This window comes from Paracoccus sigandri (genome assembly GCF_003709565.1).
Taxonomy (GTDB): Bacteria; Pseudomonadota; Alphaproteobacteria; order Rhodobacterales; family Rhodobacteraceae; genus Paracoccus; species Paracoccus siganidrum.
In genome coordinates, this window is the sequence record NZ_QNRC01000003.1 from 20,944 (window position 1) to 45,591 (window position 24,648).

The 24,648-nt window shown below is 69.5% G+C and carries 19 protein-coding genes; 13 read left to right on the forward strand and 6 right to left on the reverse strand.

What is annotated here, in order from left to right; genetic code table 11:
* The first annotated feature begins 11 nt into the window (after positions 1-11).
* The 6 genes from C9E82_RS02990 to C9E82_RS03015 are packed head-to-tail and all read left to right on the forward strand — an operon-like array spanning position 12 to position 7,307.
* Positions 12-1,565, forward strand: a complete 1,554-nt coding sequence (locus C9E82_RS02990; protein ID WP_119898855.1) for an ABC transporter substrate-binding protein — start codon at positions 12-14, stop codon at positions 1,563-1,565.
* Positions 1,562-3,016 (forward strand): carnitine 3-dehydrogenase, encoded by a 1,455-nt coding sequence (locus C9E82_RS02995; protein ID WP_119898856.1) that lies wholly within the window; start codon positions 1,562-1,564, stop codon positions 3,014-3,016. The genes C9E82_RS02990 and C9E82_RS02995 overlap by 4 nt, the downstream gene beginning before the upstream one ends.
* Complete coding sequence (locus C9E82_RS03000) at positions 3,013-3,990, forward strand: ABC transporter permease (RefSeq protein WP_119898857.1); 978 nt, start codon at positions 3,013-3,015, stop codon at positions 3,988-3,990. The genes C9E82_RS02995 and C9E82_RS03000 overlap by 4 nt, the downstream gene beginning before the upstream one ends.
* Positions 3,991-4,005: 15 nt before the next feature.
* Positions 4,006-4,827, forward strand: coding sequence for an ABC transporter permease (locus tag C9E82_RS03005; RefSeq protein WP_119898858.1), 822 nt, complete (start codon positions 4,006-4,008; stop codon positions 4,825-4,827).
* A gap of 3 nt (positions 4,828-4,830) precedes the next feature.
* Positions 4,831-6,429, forward strand: coding sequence for an ABC transporter ATP-binding protein (locus C9E82_RS03010; RefSeq protein ID WP_119898859.1), 1,599 nt, complete (start codon positions 4,831-4,833; stop codon positions 6,427-6,429).
* Complete coding sequence (locus C9E82_RS03015) at positions 6,426-7,307, forward strand: alpha/beta hydrolase (RefSeq protein ID WP_119898860.1); 882 nt, start codon at positions 6,426-6,428, stop codon at positions 7,305-7,307. The genes C9E82_RS03010 and C9E82_RS03015 overlap by 4 nt, the downstream gene beginning before the upstream one ends.
* 7 nt (positions 7,308-7,314) lie before the next feature.
* Here the strand turns inward: C9E82_RS03015 and C9E82_RS03020 are convergent, their stop codons facing one another.
* Positions 7,315-9,939: a nitrate reductase gene (locus C9E82_RS03020; protein ID WP_119898861.1), complete on the reverse strand. Its 2,625-nt coding sequence runs from the start codon at positions 9,937-9,939 to the stop codon at positions 7,315-7,317.
* Complete coding sequence (locus C9E82_RS03025) at positions 9,936-11,204, reverse strand: MFS transporter (RefSeq protein ID WP_119898862.1); 1,269 nt, start codon at positions 11,202-11,204, stop codon at positions 9,936-9,938. The genes C9E82_RS03020 and C9E82_RS03025 overlap by 4 nt, the downstream gene beginning before the upstream one ends.
* A 432-nt stretch (positions 11,205-11,636) precedes the next feature.
* On the opposite strand from C9E82_RS03025, the gene C9E82_RS03030 reads away from it, so the two are divergent.
* Complete coding sequence (locus C9E82_RS03030; RefSeq protein ID WP_119898863.1) at positions 11,637-12,578, forward strand: DMT family transporter; 942 nt, start codon at positions 11,637-11,639, stop codon at positions 12,576-12,578.
* 15 nt (positions 12,579-12,593) lie between these two features.
* On the opposite strand, the gene C9E82_RS03035 is transcribed toward C9E82_RS03030, so the two are convergent.
* Both C9E82_RS03035 and C9E82_RS03040 read right to left on the reverse strand, forming a co-directional pair.
* Positions 12,594-13,055, reverse strand: coding sequence for a YaiI/YqxD family protein (locus tag C9E82_RS03035; RefSeq protein ID WP_119898864.1), 462 nt, complete (start codon positions 13,053-13,055; stop codon positions 12,594-12,596).
* 115 nt (positions 13,056-13,170) lie between these two features.
* Entirely contained in the window at positions 13,171-13,665 is a 495-nt protein-coding gene (locus tag C9E82_RS03040) for a superoxide dismutase family protein (RefSeq protein WP_119898865.1), read from the reverse strand.
* A 164-nt stretch (positions 13,666-13,829) separates the two neighbouring features.
* Here C9E82_RS03040 and C9E82_RS03045 point away from each other — a divergent pair, with 164 nt between their 5' ends.
* From C9E82_RS03045 to C9E82_RS03065, 5 genes are all read left to right on the forward strand, one after another.
* Positions 13,830-14,711: a MurR/RpiR family transcriptional regulator gene (locus C9E82_RS03045; RefSeq protein WP_119898866.1), complete on the forward strand. Its 882-nt coding sequence runs from the start codon at positions 13,830-13,832 to the stop codon at positions 14,709-14,711.
* Positions 14,712-14,714: 3 nt separating this feature from the next.
* Positions 14,715-16,076: an aspartate aminotransferase family protein gene (locus C9E82_RS03050; RefSeq protein WP_119898867.1), complete on the forward strand. Its 1,362-nt coding sequence runs from the start codon at positions 14,715-14,717 to the stop codon at positions 16,074-16,076.
* The gene (locus tag C9E82_RS03055) at positions 16,073-16,930 is read left to right on the forward strand and encodes a beta-keto acid cleavage family enzyme (protein ID WP_119898868.1); all 858 of its coding nucleotides are present in this window, start codon (positions 16,073-16,075) and stop codon (positions 16,928-16,930) included. The genes C9E82_RS03050 and C9E82_RS03055 overlap by 4 nt, the downstream gene beginning before the upstream one ends.
* Positions 16,931-17,016: 86 nt before the next feature.
* Positions 17,017-17,991 (forward strand): TAXI family TRAP transporter solute-binding subunit, encoded by a 975-nt coding sequence (locus C9E82_RS03060; RefSeq protein WP_119898869.1) that lies wholly within the window; start codon positions 17,017-17,019, stop codon positions 17,989-17,991.
* Positions 17,992-18,079: 88 nt separating this feature from the next.
* On the forward strand, positions 18,080-20,707 hold the full coding sequence (locus tag C9E82_RS03065) for a TRAP transporter permease (protein WP_205962189.1): 2,628 nt from the start codon (positions 18,080-18,082) through the stop codon (positions 20,705-20,707).
* A 46-nt stretch (positions 20,708-20,753) separates the two neighbouring features.
* Here the strand turns inward: C9E82_RS03065 and C9E82_RS03070 are convergent, their stop codons facing one another.
* Positions 20,754-22,640 carry a bifunctional sugar phosphate isomerase/epimerase/4-hydroxyphenylpyruvate dioxygenase family protein gene (locus tag C9E82_RS03070; RefSeq protein ID WP_119898870.1) on the reverse strand — a complete coding sequence of 629 codons (1,887 nt, stop codon included), beginning with the start codon at positions 22,638-22,640 and terminating at the stop codon, positions 20,754-20,756.
* Between the two features lie 148 nt (positions 22,641-22,788).
* On the opposite strand from C9E82_RS03070, the gene C9E82_RS03075 reads away from it, so the two are divergent.
* Positions 22,789-23,727 carry a LysR family transcriptional regulator gene (locus C9E82_RS03075; protein ID WP_119898871.1) on the forward strand — a complete coding sequence of 313 codons (939 nt, stop codon included), beginning with the start codon at positions 22,789-22,791 and terminating at the stop codon, positions 23,725-23,727.
* Here the strand turns inward: C9E82_RS03075 and C9E82_RS03080 are convergent.
* On the reverse strand, positions 23,724-24,521 hold the full coding sequence (locus C9E82_RS03080) for an IclR family transcriptional regulator (RefSeq protein WP_119898872.1): 798 nt from the start codon (positions 24,519-24,521) through the stop codon (positions 23,724-23,726). The two genes, C9E82_RS03075 and C9E82_RS03080, sit on opposite strands and share 4 nt — an antisense overlap.
* Between the last annotated feature and the right edge of the window lie 127 nt (positions 24,522-24,648).

The following is a 24,648-nucleotide window of genomic DNA, read 5'->3' on the forward strand; positions in this document are numbered from 1 at the left end:
AGACTGAAGACATGACCATCCGCAATGGAATCTCGCGCCGCGGCCTGCTTGCGGGGGCCGCTTGCATGACGGCGGCGGGGCTGATCCTGCCGCGCGCCTCCTGGGCGCAGCCGGGGCCGAAGCGCGGCGGCTCGTTCCGCATCGGCCAGTTCGGGGGCGCGACCTCGGACACGATCGACCCGGCGACCTTCGCGGCCGGGCCGGTGGTGACGGCGATGCTGGCGGTCTGCAACAACCTGGTCGAGATCGACGCCCAGGGCCAGGCCGTCCCCGAGCTTGCCGAAAGCTATGAGCCCGATGCCGAGGCCCGCATCTGGACCTTCCGCATCCGCGACGCGAATTTCGGCGACGGGCGCAAGGTCACGGCGCGCGACGTGGTCGCCTCGTTCAACCACCACCGCGGCGACGACACCGTGTCGGGTGCCAAGGGCGCGCTGGCGCAGGTCAGGGACATCCGCGCGGATGGCGACAATGTGGTGGTCTTCGAGCTGGAAAGCGGCAATGCCGATTTCGCCTATCTGACCTCGGACTATCACTTCATCATCATGCCGGCGAAGGAAGATGGCACGCTGGACTGGCAGTCCGGTCTGGGCACCGGCGGCTATACGCTGGTCGATCACGAACCCGGCGTGCGCATCACCCTGAAGCGGCGCGACGACTACTGGAAGCCCGACCGGGCCTGGTTCGACGACGTGACGCTGCTGAGCATCGGCGACCCGACCGCGCGCCAGAACGCGCTGATGACCGGCGAGGTCGATGCGATCAACGGCCCGGACCTGTCGACCATCCACCTGCTGCAGCGCCGCCCCGGCATCACCCTGGTCGAGGCGACCGGCACCGCGCATTACACCATGCCGATGTTCTGCGACGCCGCGCCCTTCGACGACGTGAACGTGCGGCTGGCGCTGAAACACGCCATCAACCGCGAGGAACTGCTGGAAAAGATCCTGCGCGGCTATGGCCGGGTGGCCAATGACAGCCCGATCGCGCCCGCCAACCGCTATTACGCCGCGGACCTGCCGCAGAACGGCTATGACCCCGACAAGGCGCGGCATTACCTGAAACAGGCGGGCCATGACGGCCTGACGCTGGAGCTGTCGGCCTCGAACGCGGCCTTTACCGGCGCGGTGGACGCGGCGCAGCTGTTCCAGCAATCGGCCAAGGCGGCCGGCATCAACGTCAATGTCCGGCGCGAGCCCGAGGACGGCTACTGGTCGAATGTCTGGCTGAAGAAGCCCTTCTGCATGGGCTACTGGAACGGCCGCCCAACCGAGGACGACATGTTCAGCCTGGTCTATGCGCGCGGCGCCGAATGGAACGAAAGCCATTGGGACAACCAGCGCTTCAACGAGCTGCTGCTGGCCGCCCGCGCCGAGCTGGACGAGGGCCTGCGCGCCGAGATGTATCACGAGATGCAGGGCCTGGTCAGCCAGGACGGCGGCACGATCATCCCGGTCTTCGTCAATTATGTCGACGCCCATAACGACAAGGTCGCCCATGGCGAGGTCGCCAGCGACCGCTTCTTCGACGGCTGGAAACTGGTGGAAAGGTGGTATGCGGCATGAAGATCGCGGCAATCGGCGGCGGCGTCATCGGCGGGGGCTGGATCGCGCGCTTCATCCTGAACGGCCATGACGTCCAGGTCTTCGACCCCCATCCCGAGGCCGCCCGCATCGTCGGTGAGGTCCTGGCCAATGCCGGCCGCGCCTATGAGGCGCTGTTCCAGGCCCCCCTGCCCCGGCCGGGCCGGCTGGTCTGGGCCGGCAGCATCGCCGAGGCGGTCCGGGGCGCCGAGCATATCCAGGAAAGCGTGCCCGAGCGGCTGGAGCTGAAGCACCGCATCATCGCCGAGATCGAGGCGGCCGCGCCCGCGGATGCGATCATCGGCTCCTCGACCTCGGGCTTCAAGCCGTCGGAACTGCGGCAGGGCGCGGTCCATCCCGACCGCATCCTCGTCGTCCATCCCTTCAATCCGGTCTATCTGCTGCCTGTGATCGAGGTGGTCGGTGGCGGCGCGGCGGCGCGGCGCGCCTGCGACTTCCTGACCGCCATCGGCATGAAGCCCGTCACCATCGCGCGCGAGATCGACGCCCATATCGGCGACCGCCTGCTGGAGGCCGTCTGGCGCGAGGCGCTGTGGCTGGTCCGCGACGGCATCGCCACGACCCAGGAGATCGACGACATCATCCGCTTCGGCTTCGGCCTCAGATGGGCGCAGATGGGCCTGTTCGAGACCTATCGCATCGCCGGGGGCGAGGCCGGGATGCGGCATTTCCTGTCGCAGTTCGGCCCGGCGCTGAAATGGCCGTGGACCAAGCTGATGGACGTGCCCGACCTGGACGAGGCGCTGATCGACACCATCGCCGCGCAGTCCGACGCCCAGTCCGGCGCGCACACGATCCGCGAGCTTGAACGAATCCGCGACGACAACCTGATCGGCATCCTGCATGCGCTGAAGGCCAATGACTGGGGCGCGGGCCGGACCCTGCGCGCGGCCGAGAACCGCCTCTATGCCCGCCGGATCGAGCCCGCACCGGGCTATCCCCTGCGCCTGCACCGGGCGCGGGTCGGCGGTTCCTGGCTGGACTATAACGGCCACATGACCGAGTTCCGCTATCTCCAGGTCTTCGGCGACGCGACCGACGCCTTCCTGATCCATGCCGGCCTTGACGAGGCCCATCGCGCCACCGGCTTTTCCGCCTATACGGTCGAGACCCATATCCGCCACCTGGCCGAGATCGGCGCGGGCGAGGATCTTTTGGTCGAGACCCGGCTTCTGGGCCATGACGCCAAGCGCATCCGCCTGCACCACGCGATCCTGCGCAAGGACGGCAGCCCGGCGGCGACCGCCGAGCACATGCTGCTGCATGTCAGCACCGACCAGGGCCGCGCCGCGCCGATGCCCGACGCGCTGCTGCAGGCGCTGGACCGGATCGCGGCGCAGGACGACGCGCCGCATCCCGATCACGCGGGCGGCGGCATCCGCGTCCTCCGCCCGCGCGAGGCGGTGACATGAGCGGCGGGGCGGCGCGCAGCCGCCCGCTGCGCCGCATGATCGGGCTGCGGCTGGGGATCGGGCTGCTGACGCTGTTTCTGATCTCAGTGCTGGTCTTCCTGGCCGTCGCCCTGCTGCCCGGCGACATCGCCCAGCAGATCCTGGGCCAGTCCGCGACCCCCGAGACCGTGGCCGCCTTCCGGCGCGAGCTGGGCCTGGACCAGCCGCTGCCGCAGCGCTACCTGGGCTGGATCCTGGGCATCCTGCAGGGCGATTTCGGCAATTCGCTGGCCAATGGCCGCCCGGTGGCCGACCTGCTGGCGGCGCGGCTGGGCAATACGCTGTTCCTGGCCGGCTACGCGGCGGCGATCGCGGTGCCGCTGTCGGTGCTGCTGGGCCTGCTGGCGGCGCTGTGGCGCGGATCGTGGTTCGACCGCGGCGTGAACGTGGTCAGCCTCTCGGCGATCTCGTTTCCCGAATTCTTCATCGCCTATATCCTGATGTTCTGGCTGTCGATCCGGCTGGGCTGGTTTCCCTCGATGGCCGATCCGGGCGCCGCGCCGAGCCTGGCCGAGATGCTGGGCCGGGCCTTCCTGCCCGCGGTGACGCTGGTGCTGGTGGTGACGGCGCACATGATGCGGATGACGCGGGCGGCGGTGGTCAACGTGCTGGGCGCGCCCTATGTCGCGATGGCACGGCTGAAGGGCGCCTCGCGCTGGCGGATCGTCACCCGCCACGCCCTGCCCAACGCCCTGGCCCCGATCATCAACGTGATCGCGCTGAACATCGCCTGGCTGATCACCGGCGTGGTCATCGTCGAGGTGGTCTTCGTCTATCCCGGCCTGGGCCAGCTGATGGTCGACAGCGTGACCAATCGCGACATGCCGGTGGTGCAGGCCTGCGCGCTGATCTTCGCGGCGGTCTATATCCTGCTGAACATCACCGCGGACGTGCTGGCCATCGCCACCAATCCGCGCCTGCTGCACCCGAGGTAGGCCATGACCCGCGCCATGACCCTTGCCTCGCTGCGCCAGATCCCGCCGACCGCGCTGATCGGGCTGGCCGTCATCCTGGCCTATGCGCTGGTCGGCATCCTCGCGCCGCTGATCGCCCCCTATGGCGAGGCGCAGATCGTCGGCGCCCAGTTCGAACCCTGGGGCGGCGATTATCTGCTGGGCACCGACAGCCTTGGCCGGGACATGCTGTCGCGGCTGATCTGGGGCGCCCGCAACACCGTGGGCATCGCCCTGCTGACCACGCTGCTGGCCTTCCTGCTGGGATCGGTCACGGGGCTGCTGGCCGCCGCGCTGCAGGGCTGGATCGACATGGCCCTGTCGCGGGTGGTCGATGTGCTGATGGCCGTGCCCTCGCTGATCTTCACCCTGCTGGCGCTGTCCGCGCTGGGGCCTGGGGTCTGGAACCTGATCCTGGTGATCGCCGTGCTGGACGCCACCCGCGTCTTCCGGCTGGCCCGCGCCACCGCGATGAACGTCATGGTCATGGACTATGTCGAGGCCGCCCGGCTGCGCGGCGAAGGCACCTGGTGGATCATCCGCCGCGAGGTGCTGCCCAACATCACCGCGCCCCTGATCGCCGAATTCGGCCTGCGCTTCTGCTTCGTCTTCCTGACCATCTCGGCGCTCAGCTTCCTGGGGCTGGGGCTGCCGCCGCCGATGGCCGACTGGGGCGGCATGGTGCGCGACAACGCGGCGCTGATCACCTTCGGGGATTCGACGCCGCTGCTGCCCGCCGCCTGCATCGCCGCGCTGACGGTCTCGGTCAATTTCGTCGTCGACTGGCTTCTGCACCGCGCCTCGGACCTGAAGGAGTAAGCCATGCTGCTGGACATCCGCGACCTGAAGATCGAGGCGAGGGCCGAGGCAGGCTGGACGCCGATCCTGCACGGCGTCGACCTGGCCGTGGACAGGGGCGAGGTGGTCGGGCTGATCGGCGAATCCGGCGCGGGAAAATCCACGCTGGGGCTGGCCGCGATGGGCTATGCCGCGCCGGGGCTGCGCTTTGCGGGCGGCAGCGTCCGCTTCGACGGCACCGACCTGCTGGCGCTGCCCGAAGCCCGCCGCGCCGGCTTTCGCGGGCGCCGCATCGCCTATGTCGCGCAATCGGCGGCGGCCAGCTTCAACCCCGCCTGGCGGCTGATCGAGCAGTTCTGCGAGGGACCCGCAATCCACCGCACCGCCAGCCGCGCCGAGGCCGAGGCCTTCGCCCGCCAGCTCTATGCGCAGATGTCCCTGCCCGAGCCGGACCGGTTCGGGCTGCGCTTTCCGCACCAGGTCTCGGGCGGGCAGCTGCAGCGGGCGATGGTCGCCATGGCGATGGCCTGCCGCCCGGACCTGATCGTCTTCGACGAACCGACGACGGCGCTGGATGTGACCACCCAGATCGGCGTGCTGGCGGCGATCCGGCAGGCGGTGGAAGGCTTCGGGGCGGCGGCGATCTACATCACCCACGACCTGGCCGTGGTCGCGCAGATGGCCGACCGCATCAAGGTCATGCGCCACGGGCGCGAGGTCGAGGAGGCGCCCACCCGCCAGATGATGGCCGCCCCGCGCGAGGATTACACCCGCTCGCTCTGGGCGGTGCGCGAATTCCGCCGCCCGGCGCGCGAGCTGCCCGGCGGCGCGCCGCTGATCCGCGTCGCCGGGGTGACGGCGGGCTATGGCGCGAAGACCGTGCTGGAGGATGTGGATTTCGCCGTGCCGAAGGGGGCGACGGTGGCGGTGGTGGGCGAATCCGGCTCGGGCAAGTCCACCACGGCGCGGGTCATCACCGGGTTGCTGCCGCCGCAGGCAGGCCGGGTCGAGCTGGACGGCCAGGCCCTGCCGCCGCGCCTGGCCGATCGGTCGCGCGACCAGCTGCGCATGGTGCAGATGATCTACCAGATGGCCGACACGGCGCTGAACCCGCGCCAGACCATCCGCCAGATCCTGTCGCGCCCGCTGGCCTTCTACCTGGGCCTGACGGGCCGCGCGCGCGAGGAACGCCTGCACCAGCTGATGGACCAGATCGAGCTTGAGCCCGGGCGCTTCCTGGACCGCCGCCCGTCCGAGCTGTCGGGCGGGCAGAAGCAGCGCATCGGCATCGCCCGCGCGCTGGCCGCCGATCCCCGCTTCATCATCTGCGACGAGGTGACCAGCGCGCTGGACCAGCTGGTGGCCGAGGGCATCCTGCGGCTGCTCAGCCGGCTGCAGGACGAACAGGGGCTGTCCTACATGTTCATCACCCATGACATCGAGACCGTCCGGGCGATCGCCGACGAGGTGGTGGTGATGCGCCACGGCCGGGTGATGGATCGCGGGCCGCGGGCGCAGGTCATGGACCCGCCCCGGCACGACTATACAAGGCAGCTTCTGGCCTCGGTCCCGCAGCCCGACCCGGACTGGCTGACCCGGCGCATCGCCGAGGGCGTCCGATGATCCGCGATCCGCAGGTGCTGGACTTCATCGCCCGGACCGAGGCCGCCTATCCGGCCGAGGCCAATCACGCCGGCCCCGCCCAGAACCGCCGCCATTACGACGCGATGTGCGCCGCCTTCCGCGCCCCCCGCCCTTCGGGCCTGGCCGTCGAGGACCGGGCCATCGCCGGCATCCCCTGCCGGGTCTACGGCGCCCGCACGCCGGTGTTCGTGCTCTACCTGCATGGCGGCGGCTTCGTGGTCGGGGGCCTGGACAGCCATGACGACATCTGCGCCGAGATCGCCGATGCGACCGGGTTGCAGGTGGTCGCGGCGGATTACCGGCTGGCGCCCGAACATCGCTGGCCGGCGCCGCTTCAGGACGCGCAGGCGGTCTGGCGCGCCATCGACCGGCCGGGCGTCGTCGCGGGCGACAGCGCGGGCGGGCTGCTGGCGGCGGCGCTGTGCCTGTCCCAGCGCGGGGCGCGCGCGCCTCTTGGGCAGGTGCTGGTCTATCCGGGGCTGGGCGGCCGGGGCGACGCGCCCTCCTATAGCCAGAACGCCGAGGCCCCGCTGCTGCGCGCCAGCGACATCGCCGCCTATCACCACGCCCTGCATGGCGGTGACGCGCCCGAAGATCCGCTGGCCGCGCCGCTTCTGGTCGCCGACCTGCGCGGCGCCGCCCCGGCCTTCATCGCCAGCGCCGATGTCGATCCGCTGCGCGACGACGCCCGGCTCTATGCCGAACGGCTGCGCGAGGCGGGCGTGCCGGTGCGCTATCGCAACGAGCCGGAGCTGCCCCACGGCTATCTGCGCGCCCGGCGCGGCAGCGACCGCGCAAGGCGCAGCTTTCAGGCCATCCTCGCCGCGATCGGCAGCTTCGCGCAGGGCGCCGGATAGCGGCCGGTCATTCGGCAGCCTGTTTCGCGGCAAGGCTGCTGGCGATCAGCGACCGGATCTCGGGCCGGCAAGAGCCGCAATTCGTGCCCGCGCGCAGGGCTGCGCCGATGGCCTCGACCGTCACCAGCCCCTGGCCGGTGATGGCGCGGGCGATGCTGTTCACGCCGATGCCGAAACAGGCGCAGATGGTCGCGCCCTCATCCGGCAGATCGCTGCCGGGATGGCCGGCCAGCACCGAGGGCCCGGCCTCGGCCCCCAGCAGCGTCGCGACATGGCTGCGCGACAGGGCGACGGGCCGGGGCGCCACGAACAGCGCCGCCCGAAGCCGCCCGGCCTCCAGGAAGGCCAGCCGCATGATCCCGCGCCCGGCATCGCGCATGACCAGCGGTTCCGCGGTGGTGCCGAACAGCGCGCGGGCGAAGCCGGTCCAGTCCTCGGGCAGCGCCTCGCCGGCCAGTTCGGCCTGGCTGCCGCCCGGCAGCACCGCCTGCGCCCAGTATCGGCATTCTGGCCGCATGGGCCGGGTCGAGATCGCGAAGCCATACCAGGCGGCGGCAAAGGGACGGATGGACACCGGCGCGGATTTCGATGCCGGCTGGCCCGAGACCGGATCGGTCAGCGGCGGCACCAGCGCCGCGACCCGGCCCGAGGGCGCGGTGGTTCCCGTCCAGTGGATCGGCGCGAAGGGATGGCCCGGCCGGACCCGGTCCGTCACCAGCACGCGCAGGATCGCCCGGCCCCGGTCGTTCCACAGTTCCGCAAGGCCCGCCGGCTCCAGCCGCAGCCGGCGCGCGTCGTCGGGATGGATCTCCAGATAGGGTTCCGCGATATGGCGCGACAGGCGCGGCGACAACCCGGTGCGGGTCATCGTGTGCCAATGGTCGCGGACCCGGCCGGTATTCAGGCGGAAGGGACGGTCCGGGGCCAGAAGCGGGTTGACCGGCACCATCCGGCCCTTGCCGTCGGGCGTGTGGAAAACCCCGTCCGCGAAAAAACGCCCGCCCCGCCGGCGCGCCGATTGCGGCCACAGGAAGGGGCGCAGCGCGTCGTATTCCGCGCCCCCGATCCCGGCATGAAGCGAGATGTCGAAATCGCTGCCAAGCGCCCCGGCCAGACCCGACAGGCGCGCATGTTCCGCAAAGATCTCGGCCGGGGAATCCCAGGCGAAACCCTCGGCCCAGCCCATGCGGGCGGCGACATCGGCGATGATGCGCCAGTCGTCGCGCGCCTGTCCGGGCGCGGGCAGCAGGCGGCGCTGGCGGCTGATGCGGCGTTCGGAATTGGTGACGGTGCCGTCCTTTTCCGCCCAGCCGGTGGCGGGCAGCAGCACATGGGCCAGCCGCGTCGTGTCGGTATCGGCCATCATGTCCGAGACCACCACGAAATCGCAGCCGCCGATGGCGCGGGCCACCCGGTCGGCATCGGGCATCGAGGCGGCGGGGTTGGTGCACATGATCCACAGCGCGCGGATCCGGCCTTCCTCGACGGCGCGGAACATCTCGACCGCCTTCAGGCCGGGGCCGGGCGCCATCGCGGGCGAATTCCAGAAGCCTTGGACGGCCTCGCGATGCGCCGGGTCCTCGATGTCCAGGTGGCAGGCCAGCATGTTCGCCAGCCCGCCCACCTCGCGCCCGCCCATGGCGTTGGGCTGGCCGGTGAGGCTGAAGGGCCCCATGCCCGGTCGCCCGATCCGGCCGGTCGCCAGGTGGCAGTTCAGGATCGCGTTGACCTTGTCCGTGCCGCTGTCGGACTGGTTGATCCCCTGCGAATAGAGCGTCACGACGCGCCGGGTCGAACACCACAGATCCAGGAATTCCGCCAGCTGGCGCGCGGGCAGGCCGGTGGCACCGGGGTCGGTCAGGCGGGCGGCCTGCAGCGCGGCGTCGAAACCGGAGAGATTTTCCAGAAAGCCGCCATCCGTCGCGCCGCGCCGGTCGATCTCGGCCAGAAGGGCGTTGAACAGCGCCGCGTCGGATCCCGGCGCCAGCGCCAGGTGCAGGTCGGCGATGTCGCAGCTGGCGGTGCGGCGCGGATCGACGACGACGACGCGCATCCCCGGCCGCGCCTCCTTCGCCGCCGCCAGCCGCTGATACAGGACCGGATGGCACCAGGCCAGGTTCGAGCCGACCAGGACCACCAGGTCGGCCTGCTCCAGGTCCTCATAGAGGCCGGGCACCGTGTCGGACCCGAAGGCGCGCCGGTGGCCCGCCACCGAGGACGCCATGCAGAGCCTTGAATTCGTGTCGATATTCGCGCTGCCGATATAGCCCTTCATCAGCTTGTTGGCGACATAGTAATCCTCGGTCAGGAACTGGCCCGAGACGTAGAAGGCGACCGAATCCGGGCCGTGCCGGGCGATGGTTTCGGAAAAGCGCCGGGCGACCAGGTCCAGCGCCTCGTCCCAGCCCGCCTGCCGGCCGTGGATGCGGGGGGCCAGCAGCCGGCCCTGCAGCCCCAGCGTCTCGGCCAGGGCGGCGCCCTTGACGCAGAGGCGGCCGCGGTTCGCGGGATGGTCGGGATCGCCGGTGACGGCAAGCCCGCCCCCCGGCTGCGGCGTGGCCAGCACCCCGCAGCCCACGCCGCAATAGGGACAGGTCGTGCGGATCGCGGTCTTGCCGGACACGGGCTTCACTCTGCCGCCACAAGGTCGGGGGCGGCGGGGGCGCGCTCCATCCGGCGGATCGCGGCGTGCATCCAGGCAAGGCAGATGGCGACCAGCACGAACAGCACCATGAAGCAGCTGGACCACAGCCCGGTCACGTCCTTCAGCCAGCCGAACAGCAGCGGCAGGAAGAAGCCGCCCAACCCCCCGATCATGCCGACAAGCCCGCCGACCGCGCCGACATTCTGCGGGTAATAGACCGGGATATGCTTGTAGACGGCGGCCTTGCCCAGGCTCATCACGAAACCCAGCACGAAGGTCACGGCGATGAACAGCGCGGGCGCGATGCCCAGCTGGACGGCGGCGGCACCGTCGATGCCTGCCGGGACGAATTCGCCGGCCGGCAGGGACAGGACCAGCGTGGCGACCAGCGAGACCGACAGCATCCAGTACATCACCGCCCGCGCCCCGATCCGGTCCGACAGCACGCCGCCATAGGCGCGGAAGATCGAACCGGGGATCGAATAGGCCGCGCCGATCATGCCCGCCGTCCTGATGTCGAAGCCATAGACCCCGATCAGATAGCGCGGCAGCCACAGCGCCAGCGCGACGAAGGCCCCGAACGCGAAGAAGTAGTAGATCGAGAAGCGCCAGACCTGCGGGTTCCTCAGCGGCGCGAACTCGGCGGCAAGGCTGCGCAGCGGGGCGGGCTTGTCCTTGCGGGCGGCGATGACGGGATCGTCCTGGCTGAACAGCCAGAACAGGATCGCCGTCGCGGCCAGGACCGCCGCCCAGATCTGCGCGGTGCCCTGCCAGCCGACAGCCAGCATGACGAAGGGCGCCGCGAACTTGGTCAGCGCCGCGCCGACATTGCCGACCCCGAAGATGCCAAGCGCCGTGCCCTGCCGCGCGGTGTCGAAGAAGCGCGACACATAGGCCACGCCCACCGCGAAAGAGCCGCCGGCAAGCCCGACCCCCAGCGCCGCGACCAGCATCTGCGGATAGGTCTGCGCATGGGACAGAAGGAAGGTCGCCAGCGCCGCCGACAGCATGGTCAGCGTATAGACGAGGCGCCCGCCCAGCCGGTCGGTCATCACGCCAAGCGCGATCCGCACCAGCGATCCGGTCAGGATCGGCATCCCGACCAGCAGGCCGAACTGGGTCTCGCTCAGCTGGAATTCCTCGTGGATCTGCAGCCCGATGATCGAGAAGATCGTCCAGACCGCGAAGCAGATGGTGAATGAGAAGGTGGACAGGCCAAGCGCGCGGCTGGCCGCGGAGGGGGTGGCGGACATGATTGCTCCGTTGGCGAATGCGTTGCTGTCGGAAAGCGCGGTCGCAGGCGGTGGCCGCCGATATCCTGCGCTTTCGGAAAATCCGCGTCCTCGCGGAACCTGCCGCATCTTTGCGAGCGGGCATCAGCGCGCCGTTGCGCCTTGCCATGCCCGCATCATGGGCCGCCCTTGGGGTTTTTCAAGCGATGCCCGCCGCGGCGGCGGCGGATCGGGACGCCCCCGCCGCCGCTGCCCGCAAATGCTTCGCCAGCGCGATGCCCTGCCCGAAAAATGGTCAGGCTGCGGACGGCGCGCCGGGGTTTTCGCGCCCTCGCCCATGGCAAGGAAAGCCCGCCGCGATTCGCCGCGGCTTTCGACCGGCCCCGCCCCTTGCGCTTCTTGCAGATCCTGCAAGTCCGGCGTAACGCGGGGGCGTTTTCCATGGATGGTGACATGCCGATTCCTGCCCAGAGACCGCTCTTCGGCATCATGCTGAAATGCTGCAGCGTCACGGTCTTCACGGCCATGGCGGCGCTGATCAAGGCCACGTCCGAGAGCGGGCTGGGCGTGCCGCCCGGCCAGCAGGTGTTCTTCCGGTCGCTGTTCGCGGTGCCGGTGATCCTGGTCTGGCTGGCGGCGCGGGGCGAGCTGCGGGTCGGGCTGAAGACCTTCCGCCCGATGGGGCATTTCTATCGCGGCATCATCGGCACGGCCGCGATGGGGCTGGGCTTCTGGGCGCTGGCGCTGCTGCCCTTTCCCGAAGTCACGGCCATCGGCTATGCGGCCCCGCTGCTGGTGGTGATCTTCGCGGCGATGTTCCTGGGCGAGGATGTGCGGTTCTTCCGGCTGGGCATGGTCGGGCTGGGGCTGACCGGGGTGCTGATCGTGCTGTCGCCGCAGCTGGGCGGCAAGGGCGGGACCGACACGGCCCGCACCCTGGGCGCGGTGCTGGCGCTTGGCGCCGCGGTCTTCACGGCGCTGGCGCAGATCTTCGTGCGCAAGCTGGTGCAGGACGAACGGACCTCTGCCATCGTCTTCTGGTTCTCGATCACCTCGACGGTGCTGGCGCTGACCACGCTGCCCTTCGGCTGGGTCATGCCGGATGCGCGGACGGCGGCGCTCTTGGTGACGATCGGCCTCCTGGGCGGCCTGGGGCAGATCCTGCTGACATCGTCTTACCGCTTCGCCGACGCCTCGCTGATCGCGCCCTTCGAATATGTCTCGATGATCCTCGCCCTGCTGATCGGCTGGTTCGTCTTCGACGAGGCGCCCACCTGGGTGGTGCTGATCGGCGCGGCGCTGGTGATCCTTGCCGGCATCCTGATCATCCAGCGCGAGCGCCAGCTGGGGATCGAGCGCAGCCGCCAGCGCAAGGCGATGACGCCGCAGGGCTGACGCGGCAGCGGCGGGTCAGGCGCGCGGCACGCGCCGCGCCCCCGTCAGCAGCCGGTCGAGCGATTGCAGGAAGCGCGCCCGGTCCGCCTTGGAAAAGCCCGCGCCGCTGCCCTGGTGGAAGGGGTTCGCGGCGCGGATGTCGCTCATCAGGTCGCGGGTCGCAAGGCGCGCGCCGATATTGGCCTGGGTCAGCACCTCGCCATTGGGCTGGACGACCTGCGCCCCGGCCTTGATGCAGCGATCGGCCAGCGGGATGTCCGCGGTGACGACGACATCCCCGGCGCCGCATTGCGCCGCGATCCACTGGTCCGCCTTGTCCGGCCCCTCCTCGACGATGACCGTCTGGACGAAGGGATTGGCCGAGGGCCTGAGCCCGCCATTGCAGACAAGGATCATCGGCAGGCGCAGCCGGGTCGCGACCCGTTCCGCCTCGGCCTTCACCGGGCAGGCATCCGCGTCGATATAGAGTCGGGTCATCGCGGGCCTTTCGACAGCTGCAACGGGGCGCGACTATGCACCCTGTCGCGGCCGGGCGAAAGTGGCGCTGCACCGTCGTCGCCTGCCCCTGCCGCCCTCCTGCCTGCCGATGCGCCTATTCGATCTCGGCGCAGGCCAGGCGGCCGCCGGCATCGCCGGTCGGCTGGGTCTGATAGTCGTCGGGACCTTCATGGATCATCAGCGCCCTGCCCTGGACGGCATTCTCGCCTTCGAAGGACACGAAGGGGTTGAACACCTGCGCGCGCGCCGTGCCGCTGGCATCCACCCACAGGTTCGGCATGTCCCCGGCATGGGGGCCGGTCTCGGTCAGGAAGCCATGCTCGGCATCGGTGGGATTGAAATGCCCGCCCGCCGATTCGTGCTGGGTGTCGCTGTCGCAATGCCCGGTCTCGTGGATGTGGAAGGCGACCCATTGCTCGGGCGGCAGGCCGGCCACCTCGACCGAGATCAGCACGCCGTTCTGGGTCGAGGTCAGCGTGGCCTCCCCGGCCTCGTTCCCCTCGGCATCGACGAACGAGGCGCGAAGGTCCTCGGCGGCGGCGAAGGACGGGATCAGCAGAAACGGAAGGGCGAATAGGTGTCGGTTCATCTGTCCAGCTCCGGTCGTTGCACGGGGCTCAACCAGCAAGCGATCCATTTGTTCCCGCCTCGCCCCCTGCCCGCCTCCGGCGCCAAGGTGCTTGACACAACTGTTTCGATGAAGGCTAATAAAGAGACACTTGTTTCGCCCCTGTTTCCTTTCGCGGTCCCGTCATGCCCCTGCAGCAGATCTGGCAGTTGATCGAGACCCGCTATGGCGGCTTTTCCCCGCAGTTGCAGCGCGCGGCCAAATTCGTGCGCGAGAACCCGCAAGAGGTCGCGCTGCAATCCCTGCGCAACATCGCCGGCCGGGTGGGCGTGTCGCCCGCCACGATGACGCGGCTGATGCAGGCGCTGGGTTTCGACACCTGGGAGGCGTTCCAGGCCGTCCACCGGCAATGGCTGACCGAGGGCCAGCGCGGCGTCTTCTCGGGTCCCGCCGACCGGGTGATCGCCGATGCCCGCCGGCCGGGGGCCGAGGACCTGCTGCTGGATTCCATGGCCCATGCCGAGCGTTTCAACCTGGAGGCCGCGCTGGGGCCGCAGGCGCGCGAGGCGCTGCGCCAGGCGGCGGCGCTGCTGGCCGCGGCACCCACCGTCGCGGTGGCGGGGCTGCGCAGCTGCTTTCCGGTGGCCTACGGGCTGCATTACGCGCTGTCGCTGTTTCTGCCGGGCACGCGGCTGATGCCGGGGATCGGCGGCACGCTGCTGGACGAATTGCACCATCTGCGGCCGGGCGACGCGCTGGTCGCCATCTCGATCGCGCCCTACAGCCGCGAGACCGTCGATCTGGCGCGGCTGGCGCATGAGGCCGGCGTGAAGACCGTCGGCATCACCGACGGGCCGCTGAGCCCGATCGCCCGCAACGCCGACATCGCGCTGAGCGCGCGCACCGACAGCCCCTCGCACCTGGCCTCGCCCATCGGGCTGATGGCCCTGTCGCAGGCGCTGGCCATGCTGGTCCTGGTGCGGGCGGGCGACGCCGCGCTGGAAACCATGCGCCACCGCGAAGCCGTTTTCGAGGCCACTTCCGCTTACCTTCCAGTCCAGGGCTGACCCATGACCACCAACCGCACCCGCATCCATCACCGCGACCCCCGCCACGACCTGCCCATGGCGGCAGGCGGCGACGGCCCCTTCGTCATCGACAGCGCCGGGCGGCGCTATCTGGACGCCTCGGGCGGCGCGGCGGTGTCCTGCCTCGGCCACAGCGAGCGCCGCGTGATCGAGGCGATCAAGGCGCAGCTGGACCGCCTGCCCTATGCCCATACCGGCTTCTTCACCAACGAACCGGCCGAGGCGCTGGCCGATCACCTGACCAGCCGGGCACCCCGTGACGATCTGCGGGAACTGGGCCATGTCTATTTCGTCTCGGGCGGCTCCGAGGCCAACGAGACCGCGATGAAGCTGGCCCGGCAGTATTTCTTTGAACGCGGCGAGACCGGCCGACGGCATTTCATCGCCCGGCGCCAAAGCTATCACGGCAACACCATCGCGGCGCTGTCGGTGGGCGGCAATGCCGGGCGGCGCGCGGTCTATGAACCGATCCTGCTGCCGGCCAGCCATATCGCCCCCTGTTTCGAATACCGCCACCGCGCCGAGGACGAGACGCCCGAGCAATATGCCATCCGCGCCGCCGACGAGCTGGAGGCCGAGATCCTGCGCCTGGGCGAAGGCAGCGTGATCGCCTTCATCGCCGAAACCGTGGTCGGCGCGACCGCCGGGGCGGTGACGCCCGCACCCGGCTATTTCCAGCGCATCCGCGAGATCTGCGACCGCCATGGCGTGCTGTTGATCCTCGACGAGGTGATGAGCGGCATGGGCCGGATCGGCCAGCTTTACGCCTGCGACCATTACGGCGTGGTGCCCGACATCCTGACCTGCGCCAAGGGGCTGGGGGCGGGCTATCAGCCGATCGGCGCGGTGCTGATGTCGGACCACATCCACGACACGATCATCGCGGGCTCGGGCGCCTTCCAGCACGGCTTCACCTATATCGGCCACGCCACCGCCTGCGCCGGCGCGCTGGCCGTGCAGCGGGTGATCGAGGAGGACGGGCTGCTGGAAAACTGCCGCAACATGGGCGCGGCCCTGCGCGGGCAGCTGCGCGAGACCTTCGGGGACAAGCCGTGGTTCGGCGATCTGCGCGGCGAGGGGCTGTTCATCGGGCTGGAGCTGGTCCAGGATCGCGCCACGAAACGCCCCTTCGACCCGGCCCTGCGGCTGCACGCCAGGATCAAGGCGGCGGCGATGGCCGAGGGGCTGATGGTCTATCCGGCGGGCGGCACGGCGGACGGGCGCGCGGGCGACCATGTGCTGATCGCGCCCTCGTTCATCATCGACGAAACCCATGTCGGGCTGATCGTGGAACGGCTGGACCGCGCCATCGCAAGCGCGCTGGCCGAGGCGGTCCCGGCATGAGCGCCCCCTTCGCCATCGCCGTGGCGCCGAACGGCGCACGGCGCGGCCAGGCAGATCATCCCCGCCTGCCCCTGACCGCGCCCGAGATCGCCCGCGACGCCACTGAGGCGCTGGAGGCGGGCGCGGCGATGATCCACCTGCATGTGCGCGACGCGGCGGGCGGGCATGTGCTGGACGCGGATCTCTATCGCGAGGCGACCGAGGCGGTGCGCCGCGCGGTGGGCGACCGGCTGGTCATCCAGATCACCACCGAGGCGGTGGGCCGATATACGGCCACGCAGCAGATCGCGCTGGTCGACGCGCTGCACCCCGAATCGGTTTCCATCGCGCTGCGAGAGATCCTGCCCGAAGACGGCCCCGAAGATGGCGGCGAATCAGCCGCCGCCGCCCTGTTCCAGCGGATGGAGACGGCCGGCATCCTGCACCAGATCATCATCTATGACGCCGCCGAATTGCAGCGGCTGGACCGGCTGGCGGCGCGCGGCGTGCTGCCCGACGGGCCGCTGGCGGTGCTGGCGGTGGCCGGGCGCTATACTGAGACGGGCGCGACCATGGCGGAACTTGATGCCTATCTGGCCGCGGGGATCGACCGGCATCAGTGGATGCTCTGCGCCTTCGGCCCGCAGGAGGCCCGCTTCATGGCCCGCGCGGCGATGGCGGGCGGGCATGCGCGGGTGGGCTTCGAGAACAATCTTTGGTTGCCTGACGGCACGCTTGCGCCGAACAATGCGGCTATCGTCGCGGCCACCGCGGCGGCTTCAGCGGATGCCGGACGGGTGCTTGCCGATGCGGCAGGCTTGCGGGCAAGCTGGCGGCAGAGTAGTCGGGCCGCCCGGCAAAATTCGGTCGCGTGACGCGCGCTCCGATAGGCGCGCGCCCGAGGGGGCGCGCAGAGGCAAGAAACGGCCCCGACAGGGGGTATGATGGAAGGAGAGTTGAAATGACATCCCGGAAACTGATCGGCCTTGGTCTGGCCGCCGCAATGGCCGGCAGCCTGGGGGCGGGTGCCGCCAGCGCGCAGCAGCAATTCGTCACCATCGGCACCGGCGGCGTCACCGGCGTCTATTACGCCGCGGGCGGCGCGATCTGCCGGCTGATGAACCAGACGCGCGAGGAACACGGCTTCCGCTGCTCGGCCGAGGCGACGGGCGGGTCGGTGTTCAACCTCAACGCCATGCGCCAGGGTGAATTCGACCTGGGCCTGGTCCAGTCCGACTGGCAGTATCACGCGCTGAACGGCACATCGAGCTTCGAGGATGCCGGCCCCTGGGAAGACCTGCGCGCGGTGTTCTCGGTCCATCCCGAGCCCTTCACCGTGGTCGCCCGGCCCGATGCCGGAATCGCCGGGATCGACGACCTGCGCGGCAAGCGCTTCAATATCGGCAACCCCGGCTCGGGGACGCAAGCCTCGGCCGATCTGCTGATCGAGACGCTCGGCTGGAGCCGCTCGGACTTCTCGCTAGCGGCGGAACTGCGCGCCGACGAACACGGCCCGGCGCTGTGCGACAACCAGATCGACGCCTTCTTCTATGGCGTCGGCCACCCGTCCGCCAATATCGCCGACCCGACCACGACCTGCGGCGCCAAGATCGTGCCGCTGGAGGGCGAGGCGATCGACCAGCTGGTCGAGGAAAATCCCTATTACGCGCAGGTGAACATTCCGGGCGGGCTCTATACCGGCAACCCGGACGACATCCCGACCTATGGCGTGCTGGCGACGCTGGTCGCCTCGACCGACGTGTCCGAGGAAGCGGTCTACAACCTGGTCCGCTCGGTCTTCGAGAATTTCGACAGCTTCCGCAGCCTGCACCCGGCCTTCGCCAACCTGACGCCCGAGGAGATGGTCCAGAATGGCAACTCGGCGCCGCTGCATCCGGGCGCCGAACGCTATTACCGCGAGCAGGGCTGGCTCTGACGCGCATGAAACCGGCCGGGGCGGATAGAAGCCCGCCCCGGCCTCCGGTCACGACAAGATAACAAGAACCGCAGGGAGAATCCGGCTCATGAATGCTGCAAGCACCGACAGGGACCGGCAGGCCGAAGAGCTTGCCCGCATGGTCGCGGAATCCGATACCGGCGGGCGCAGCCCCGCCGACCGCCCGACGCGCCTTCTGCTGCTGCTGGTGCCGCTGGCCTGGTCGCTGTTCCAGCTGTGGTATGCCTCGCCGCTGCCCTACCAGCTTGGCTTCGGGGTCTTCAACGCGACCGAGGCGCGGGCCATCCACCTGGCCTTCGCGATCTTCCTGGTGTTCATGGCCTATCCCGCCTTCGTCGGCTCGCCGCGCGACCGGGTCCCGGTGCTGGACTGGGTCTTCGCGCTGGCCGGGGCCTTCTGCGCCGGATACCTGTATCTCTACCAGACCGAGCTTGCCCGCCGGCCCGGCCTGCCGACGACGATGGACCTGGTGGTGGCGGTGGCCGGGATGCTGTTCCTGCTGGAGGCCGCGCGGCGGTCGCTGGGGATCGCCCTGCCGATCGTGGGCAGCCTGTTTCTGGCCTATGCCTTCCTGGGGCCGCATCTGCCGGGGCTTCTGGCGCATCGCGGCGCCTCGCTGTCGCGCGCGGCCTCGCAATACTGGCTGACGACCGAGGGCGTCTTCGGCGTCGCCCTTGGCGTCTCGACCAGCTTCGTCTTCCTGTTCGTGCTGTTCGGCGCCCTGCTGGAGCGCGCCGGCGCGGGCAACTATTTCATCAAGGTGGCCTTCGGACTGCTGGGCCACCTGCGCGGCGGACCGGCCAAGGCCGCCGTGCTGGGTTCGGCCGCGACCGGACTGATCTCGGGGTCCTCGGTGGCCAATGTCGTCACCACCGGCACCTTCACCATCCCGCTGATGAAGCGCACCGGCTATCCGGCGGTGAAGGCCGGCGCCATCGAGGTCTCGGCCTCGGTCAACGGCCAGATCCTGCCGCCGGTCATGGGCGCCGCCGCCTTCCTGATCGCCGAATATGTCGGCATCGCCTATGCCGAGGTGGTCAAGCACGCGATCATCCCGGCGCTGCTGACCTATCTGTCGCTGTTCTACGTCGTCGATATCGAGGCGCGCAAATACCGCCTGTCGGGCTTGCCGCGGGTGCGGCACCGCTCGGGGGCGGTCAGCCTTGCCATCGGCGGCATGACCATCTCCGGCTTCATCCTGTTCAGCGCGGCGGTCTATTACGGGCTGGGCTGGACGCGCAGCCTGTTTGGCGCCAGCGCCAGCTGGGCCGTCGCCATCGGCACGCTGGCCATCTATGTCGCGCTGATCGCGGTGCGCGCCCGCTTCCCGGACCTGGAGGAGGACGACCCCGAGAAGCTGGCCCAGGGCCTGCCCGACGCGGCCAGGATCGCCCCGGCGGGCATCCATTACGCGCTGCCGGTCTTCATCCTGGTCTGGTGCCTGATGGTCGAGGAACTGTCGCCCGGCCTCTCGGCCTTCTACGGCACCTGCGCGCTGCTGTTCCTGGTGGCGACGCAGCATTCGCTGATCGCGCTGTTCCGGGGCGAAGCCGACTGGATCGCGCCGCTGAAGGCCGGGGCGGTCGATGTCGTCGAGGGGCTGGTCACCGGCGCGCGCAACATGATCGGCATCGGCATCGCCACCGCCGCCGCCGGGATCGTGGTCGGCACCGTGGCGCTGACCGGCATCGGGCTGGTGCTGGCGGAACTGGTCATCACCGCATCGGGCGGCAACCTGCTGATCATGCTGCTGATGACGGCGCTGATCTGCATGGTGGTCGGGCTGGGGATGCCGACGACAGCGAACTATGTCGTCGTGGCGACGCTGCTGGCCCCGGTCATCGTCGAGGTCGCCACGCTGAACGGCCTGGCGGTCGCGCTGGTGGCGGTTCACCTCTATGTCTTCTATTTCGGGCTGATGGCCGATGTGACGCCGCCGGTGGGGCTTGCCTCCTTCGCGGCCTCGGCGATCTCGCGCGCGGATCCGCTGAAGACCGGGGTGCAGTCCTTCCGCTACGAGATGCGCACCGCGATCCTGCCGCTGATCTTCATCTACAACCAGCAGCTTCTGCTGATCGGCATCAGCAGTTGGCTGCATCTGGTGGTCGTGGTGGTCGGATCGCTGATCGGGATGCTGATCTTCGTCTCGGTCACGCAGGGCATCTTCGTGACCCGCAGCCGGCTGTGGGAATCGGCGGTGCTGCTGTTCGCCTGCTTCATGATGTTCCGCCCCGGCTTCTTCATGGACCGGATCGAGGACCCCTATACCGACCAGCCCGCCGCCGAGATCGTCGCGCTGGCCGAGGCCGTGCCGCAGGGCGGCTTCCTGCGCTTCGAGGTCGAGGGGATGGACCTGTCGGGCCAGGACTATACCCGGCTGGCGCAGCTGCCGATGGGCGAGGCCGGGCGGCCGGGGGCCGAGCGGCTGAACGCCGCGGGCGTCCAGATCATGGAGTTCGGCGGCCAGGTCCAGGTGATGAACGTCGCCTTCCGCAGCCAAGCCGACCGCCTGGGGCTGGAGGCCGGCCAGAACGTCAGCCGCGTGCTGCTGCCCAATACCGACCGGATGACCGCGGAATGGATGTATGTCCCGGCGCTGCTGCTGATCGGCCTGATCGGGCTGTTGCAATGGCGCCGCCGCGACTGGGACCAGCCCGGCATGCCCACCGCCGCCGAGCGTCGCCGCGCGGCCTGAGCCTGAAACTCGTCGGGCCCCCGCCGGGGCCTGACGCCGGGGCGCCTCAGCCCTTGACGCGCGGCAGGCCGGCCGGGCGCATGCTGCGTTTCTGCGCGGCGATGCGGAAGGGCGCATTGGGCGCGCCATAGCCGTCATAGCCGTCGCAGCGCTGCACGATCTCGAAGAACAGCCCGCCTGCCAGCGGCTGGCTATAGAACTGGAAAAACCGCCCCGCGCCATCCTCGTCATACATGATGTCATGGGCGCGCAGCCGCGCCATCAGCGCGGGGTCCAGCCCGAACCGGGCCTCGATGTCGTCGAAGTAATTGGCGCCGATCTTCAGCACCGGAAAGCCGCGCGCCGCCATCGCCCTTGCCGTCGCGAAGATGTCGTCGCTGGCGAAGGCGATATGCTGGACGGCCGAGCCGAAGGTCTCCTCGATGAAGCGCCCGGCAAGGGTGTGGCGGGCCTCGGCGCCGTTCAGCGTCACCCGCAGCGCGCCCGCCCGGATCGCCTGGCTGCGCACCAGCCCGTCGGGGTCCACGACATCGACCATCGGCGTCCTGTCGGCCTTGAACAGCGTGGTGTAGAACAGCGACCAGCTCAGCATTTCCTCATAGGCCATGGTCTGCGCCAGGTGGTCGATCCGCACCAGCCCCGCCCCCGCCGGGTCGGGATTGCTGACCTCGAAATCGACCTCCCACAGCCGGGACAGGCGGGACTTGCCGTCGACGAAGCGGATGACGCTGCCGCCGACGCCGCGGATGCCGGGGATGTCCAGCTCGTCGGGCTGATGGGCCGGGTCATGGGGCAAGGCGCGCAGGGCCACGGCGCGGTCATAGCTGTCCTGCGCATCGGGAACGCGCAGCGCGATCTCGGACACGCCGGTGCCGTGGGTCAGCCAGGCGCTGTGGGCGAAGCCCTCGGTTTCCGCATTCACCAGCAGGTTGACGCCGTTCTGGCGCCACAATGAGACCTGTTTCGAGCGATGCCGGCCCGCATGTTCGAACCCGGCCGAGGCCAGCAGCGCCTCCAGCGCGGGCGCGTCCTCGGCGCTGGTCGCGAATTCGACGAATTCGCAATCCTCGACCGGGGCCGGGGCGGGAAAGTCGGGCAGGTCGGGCGTCAGCGCCGGTTCGTCGCGACGCACTTGGTCGGCCAGCGCGATCAGGCTGCGGATGCCGTCCTGCGCCACCAGCCGGGGCAGGCCGGACCGGAACTGGTCGTTGAAGATCTCCAGGCTCAGCGGCCCCGCATAGCCGGTCGCCAGGACCGCGCGGGTGAAGGCGCCGACATCCAGGTCGCCCTCGCCCGGCATGTTGCGGAAATGGCGCGACCAGTAGAGCAGGTCCATCTCGATCGCCGGCGCATCGGCCAGCTGGACGAAGAAGATCCGGTCGCCGGGAATGCTGCGGATCGTGTCGGGATCGGTCTTGCGGGCCAGCGTGTGGAAACTATCCAGGATCAGCCCGACATTGGGGTGATCGGCGCGGCGCACGATCTCCCAGGCGTCGCGGTGGTCGCTGACATAGCGCCCCCAGCACAGCGCCTCATAGCCGACGCGGATGCCGTATGTCGCGGCCAGCTCGCCCAGCTCGCGGAAATCGGCGGCGGCGCGGTCGATGCCGCCCATCGCCTGCGGATGCAACGTCGAGCAGACCAGGACCAGGTCGGTGCCCAGTTCGTTCATCAGCTGGAACTTGCGCTCGGCACGGGCGAAGGCGCGGCCGCGATGCGGTTCGGGCAGGCCCTCGAAATCGCGGAACGGCTGGAACAGGGTGATTTCCAGCCCGTGATCGCGCACCATCCGCCCGACCTCTTGCGGCGTATGGTCCGAGGCCAGGAAATCCTGCTCGAAAATCTCGATCCCGTCGAAACCCGCCTGCGCAATGGCCGCCAGCTTCTCGCGGAAGCTGCCGGAGATCGAGACCGTGGCGATCGAGGTTTTCATCGCATCCTCCGTGACGATGGGTATCCCTCAAGCATGGCAGGAACGGAAATAACGGCAAGTATATGGTTGTCCGTTTGATTAACACAAAGTTACGCGATGCCTTTCGGGCGGGCTTGACGCAGGCGGGGGCTTCTGCGTCCATCCGGGAATGAAGGAACTGACGCTGCGCCAGGTGGAAGTGATCCGCGCCGTGATGATGGCGGGGACCATCCAGGGTGCGGCGAAGCTTCTGAACGTCTCGGCCCCCGGCATTTCGCGGCTGGTCAAGCATACCGAGGAATCGCTTGGCATCCGCCTGTTCGAACGCAAGGCGGGGCTGTTCGTTCCCTCCTCGGAGGCCGAGACGATCTTCGAGATCGTCCACCAGGTCCATCGGCAGATGGAGAACCTGAACACCGCCGTCGCCGCGCTGAAGAAGGGCGAGGATGTGCGGCTGTCCTTCGCCTCGGCCCCCTCGATCGCGCAGTTCATCGCCGCCCGCGCCATCCGCGGGGTCCGCAAGCGCTTTCCCGACCTGTTCATCGACCTGAACATCCTGAAGATCGAGGAGACGGTCGACTACCTTCTGCTGGACCGCGGCGAATTCGTGGTGATGAGTTCGCCGATCGACAATCCCGCCCTGGACAACGTGCTGCTGGCCCGAGGCCGTCTTGTCGCCATCGTGCCGGAAAATCATCCTCTTGCCGCGAAAAGCTCGATTTCGGTTCATGACTTGGCGCGCGAGGATTTCGTGGGCGTCGACCCCAGGGACCCCTATGGCGCGATCCTGGCCCAGCCCTTCGCGGAGGCGGGCATCCCGCTGCGCTATGCGATGCGCGGGCGCTTCGCGCAGACCGTGGTCAGCCTGGTGCGGCACGGCCTGGGGGTGGCGGTCATCGACGAATTCTCCGTGGCCGAGGTCTACATGCCCGGCGTCGCCCGGCGCCCGCTGGCCGAAAGCGCCGGCATCACCGCCTGGGTGGTGTCGCGGAAGGGCCGGCAGCTGTCCAGCTTCGCCGAATATGCGATCGAGCGGTTCCGCCGCGAAATGGCCGCCGCCATCGCCCGCGAGAGCTGGGACAACCCGCCGCGCGGGCCTGCGGCCTAGGCCATCTCCTCGATCCGGCGCCTGAAATAGATCGAGGCGCCCGCCGCGTGCGACATCTCCTCGACCGCCGCGAGGAGCGGCGGGCCCAGCTCCTCCATCCGCGCCGCGTCCAGCAGGATCGACGGCCCCGCGATCGAGACCGCCCCCAGCGCGCGGCCGTCCCGGCGCAGGATCGGCGCGGCGATGGCCGCCATGCCGGGGATGAAGCTGTCGGTGGTGATCGCGAACCCCTTGCGGCGCGTCTCCTCCAGCCGGGCGATCAGCGCCGCGGCCGAGCCCGGCGCGCCGGGTCCCGAGAATTCCTGCGTGAACCCCTGCTGCGCGACCTTCATCAGCGCGGCCTCGTCGCTCATCGTCGACAGCCAGGCCAGCCCGCTGGCCGAGCTTGCCAGATGCGCCGTCGCCCCCTGCTCGCGCCCCGGATCATAGCGCAGCCCGGTCGTCGCCCCCTGCGCCACCGCGACCCAGACCAGGCTGTCGCCGTCGATGACGCTCAGCCGGACAAGGTGGCGGCTCTCGGCGGCCAGGCGGTCCAGGATCGGCTGCGCGACATCGGTGATCCCGCTTTGCGCCAGATAGGACAGGCCAAGCGCGGGCAGCTTCATCCCCAGGACATAGACGCCCTTCGCGCCCTCCTGGTGGACATAGCCATATTCGACCAGCTGCTTCAGCATCCGGTGGACCCCGCTTGGCGGCAGGTCCAGTTCCGACGCGATCTGCCCCACCGCCATGCCATCCGGCCGCTTCGACAGCAGATCCAGAAGCGCCAGACCACGTTCAAGCGACGAACTCATCCCACCTCCGCCAGCATTTTACACACCTGCCAGTTCCGAAGTGGAACAGTATTCCAGTTTTTTTGTCAGGGCAAGCCATGAAGATTTCCATTTTGTACCAGTGCATTGGACCTTGAACTTGAGATCG

Excerpts from the sequence above, each read along its gene's own strand:
- C9E82_RS02990 (WP_119898855.1), top strand. The coding sequence starts at position 12 with ATGACCATCCGCAATGGAATCTCGCGCCGCGGCCTGCTTGCGGGGGCC.
- C9E82_RS02995 (WP_119898856.1), top strand. The coding sequence starts at position 1,562 with ATGAAGATCGCGGCAATCGGCGGCGGCGTCATCGGCGGGGGCTGGATC.
- C9E82_RS03000 (WP_119898857.1), top strand. The coding sequence starts at position 3,013 with ATGAGCGGCGGGGCGGCGCGCAGCCGCCCGCTGCGCCGCATGATCGGG.
- C9E82_RS03005 (WP_119898858.1), top strand. The coding sequence starts at position 4,006 with ATGACCCTTGCCTCGCTGCGCCAGATCCCGCCGACCGCGCTGATCGGG.
- C9E82_RS03010 (WP_119898859.1), top strand. The coding sequence starts at position 4,831 with ATGCTGCTGGACATCCGCGACCTGAAGATCGAGGCGAGGGCCGAGGCA.
- C9E82_RS03015 (WP_119898860.1), top strand. The coding sequence starts at position 6,426 with ATGATCCGCGATCCGCAGGTGCTGGACTTCATCGCCCGGACCGAGGCC.
- C9E82_RS03025 (WP_119898862.1), bottom strand. The coding sequence starts at position 11,204 with ATGTCCGCCACCCCCTCCGCGGCCAGCCGCGCGCTTGGCCTGTCCACC.
- C9E82_RS03030 (WP_119898863.1), top strand. The coding sequence starts at position 11,637 with ATGCCGATTCCTGCCCAGAGACCGCTCTTCGGCATCATGCTGAAATGC.
- C9E82_RS03035 (WP_119898864.1), bottom strand. The coding sequence starts at position 13,055 with ATGACCCGACTCTATATCGACGCGGATGCCTGCCCGGTGAAGGCCGAG.
- C9E82_RS03040 (WP_119898865.1), bottom strand. The coding sequence starts at position 13,665 with ATGAACCGACACCTATTCGCCCTTCCGTTTCTGCTGATCCCGTCCTTC.
- C9E82_RS03045 (WP_119898866.1), top strand. The coding sequence starts at position 13,830 with ATGCCCCTGCAGCAGATCTGGCAGTTGATCGAGACCCGCTATGGCGGC.
- C9E82_RS03050 (WP_119898867.1), top strand. The coding sequence starts at position 14,715 with ATGACCACCAACCGCACCCGCATCCATCACCGCGACCCCCGCCACGAC.
- C9E82_RS03055 (WP_119898868.1), top strand. The coding sequence starts at position 16,073 with ATGAGCGCCCCCTTCGCCATCGCCGTGGCGCCGAACGGCGCACGGCGC.
- C9E82_RS03060 (WP_119898869.1), top strand. The coding sequence starts at position 17,017 with ATGACATCCCGGAAACTGATCGGCCTTGGTCTGGCCGCCGCAATGGCC.
- C9E82_RS03065 (WP_205962189.1), top strand. The coding sequence starts at position 18,080 with ATGAATGCTGCAAGCACCGACAGGGACCGGCAGGCCGAAGAGCTTGCC.
- C9E82_RS03070 (WP_119898870.1), bottom strand. The coding sequence starts at position 22,640 with ATGAAAACCTCGATCGCCACGGTCTCGATCTCCGGCAGCTTCCGCGAG.
- C9E82_RS03075 (WP_119898871.1), top strand. The coding sequence starts at position 22,789 with ATGAAGGAACTGACGCTGCGCCAGGTGGAAGTGATCCGCGCCGTGATG.
- C9E82_RS03080 (WP_119898872.1), bottom strand. The coding sequence starts at position 24,521 with ATGAGTTCGTCGCTTGAACGTGGTCTGGCGCTTCTGGATCTGCTGTCG.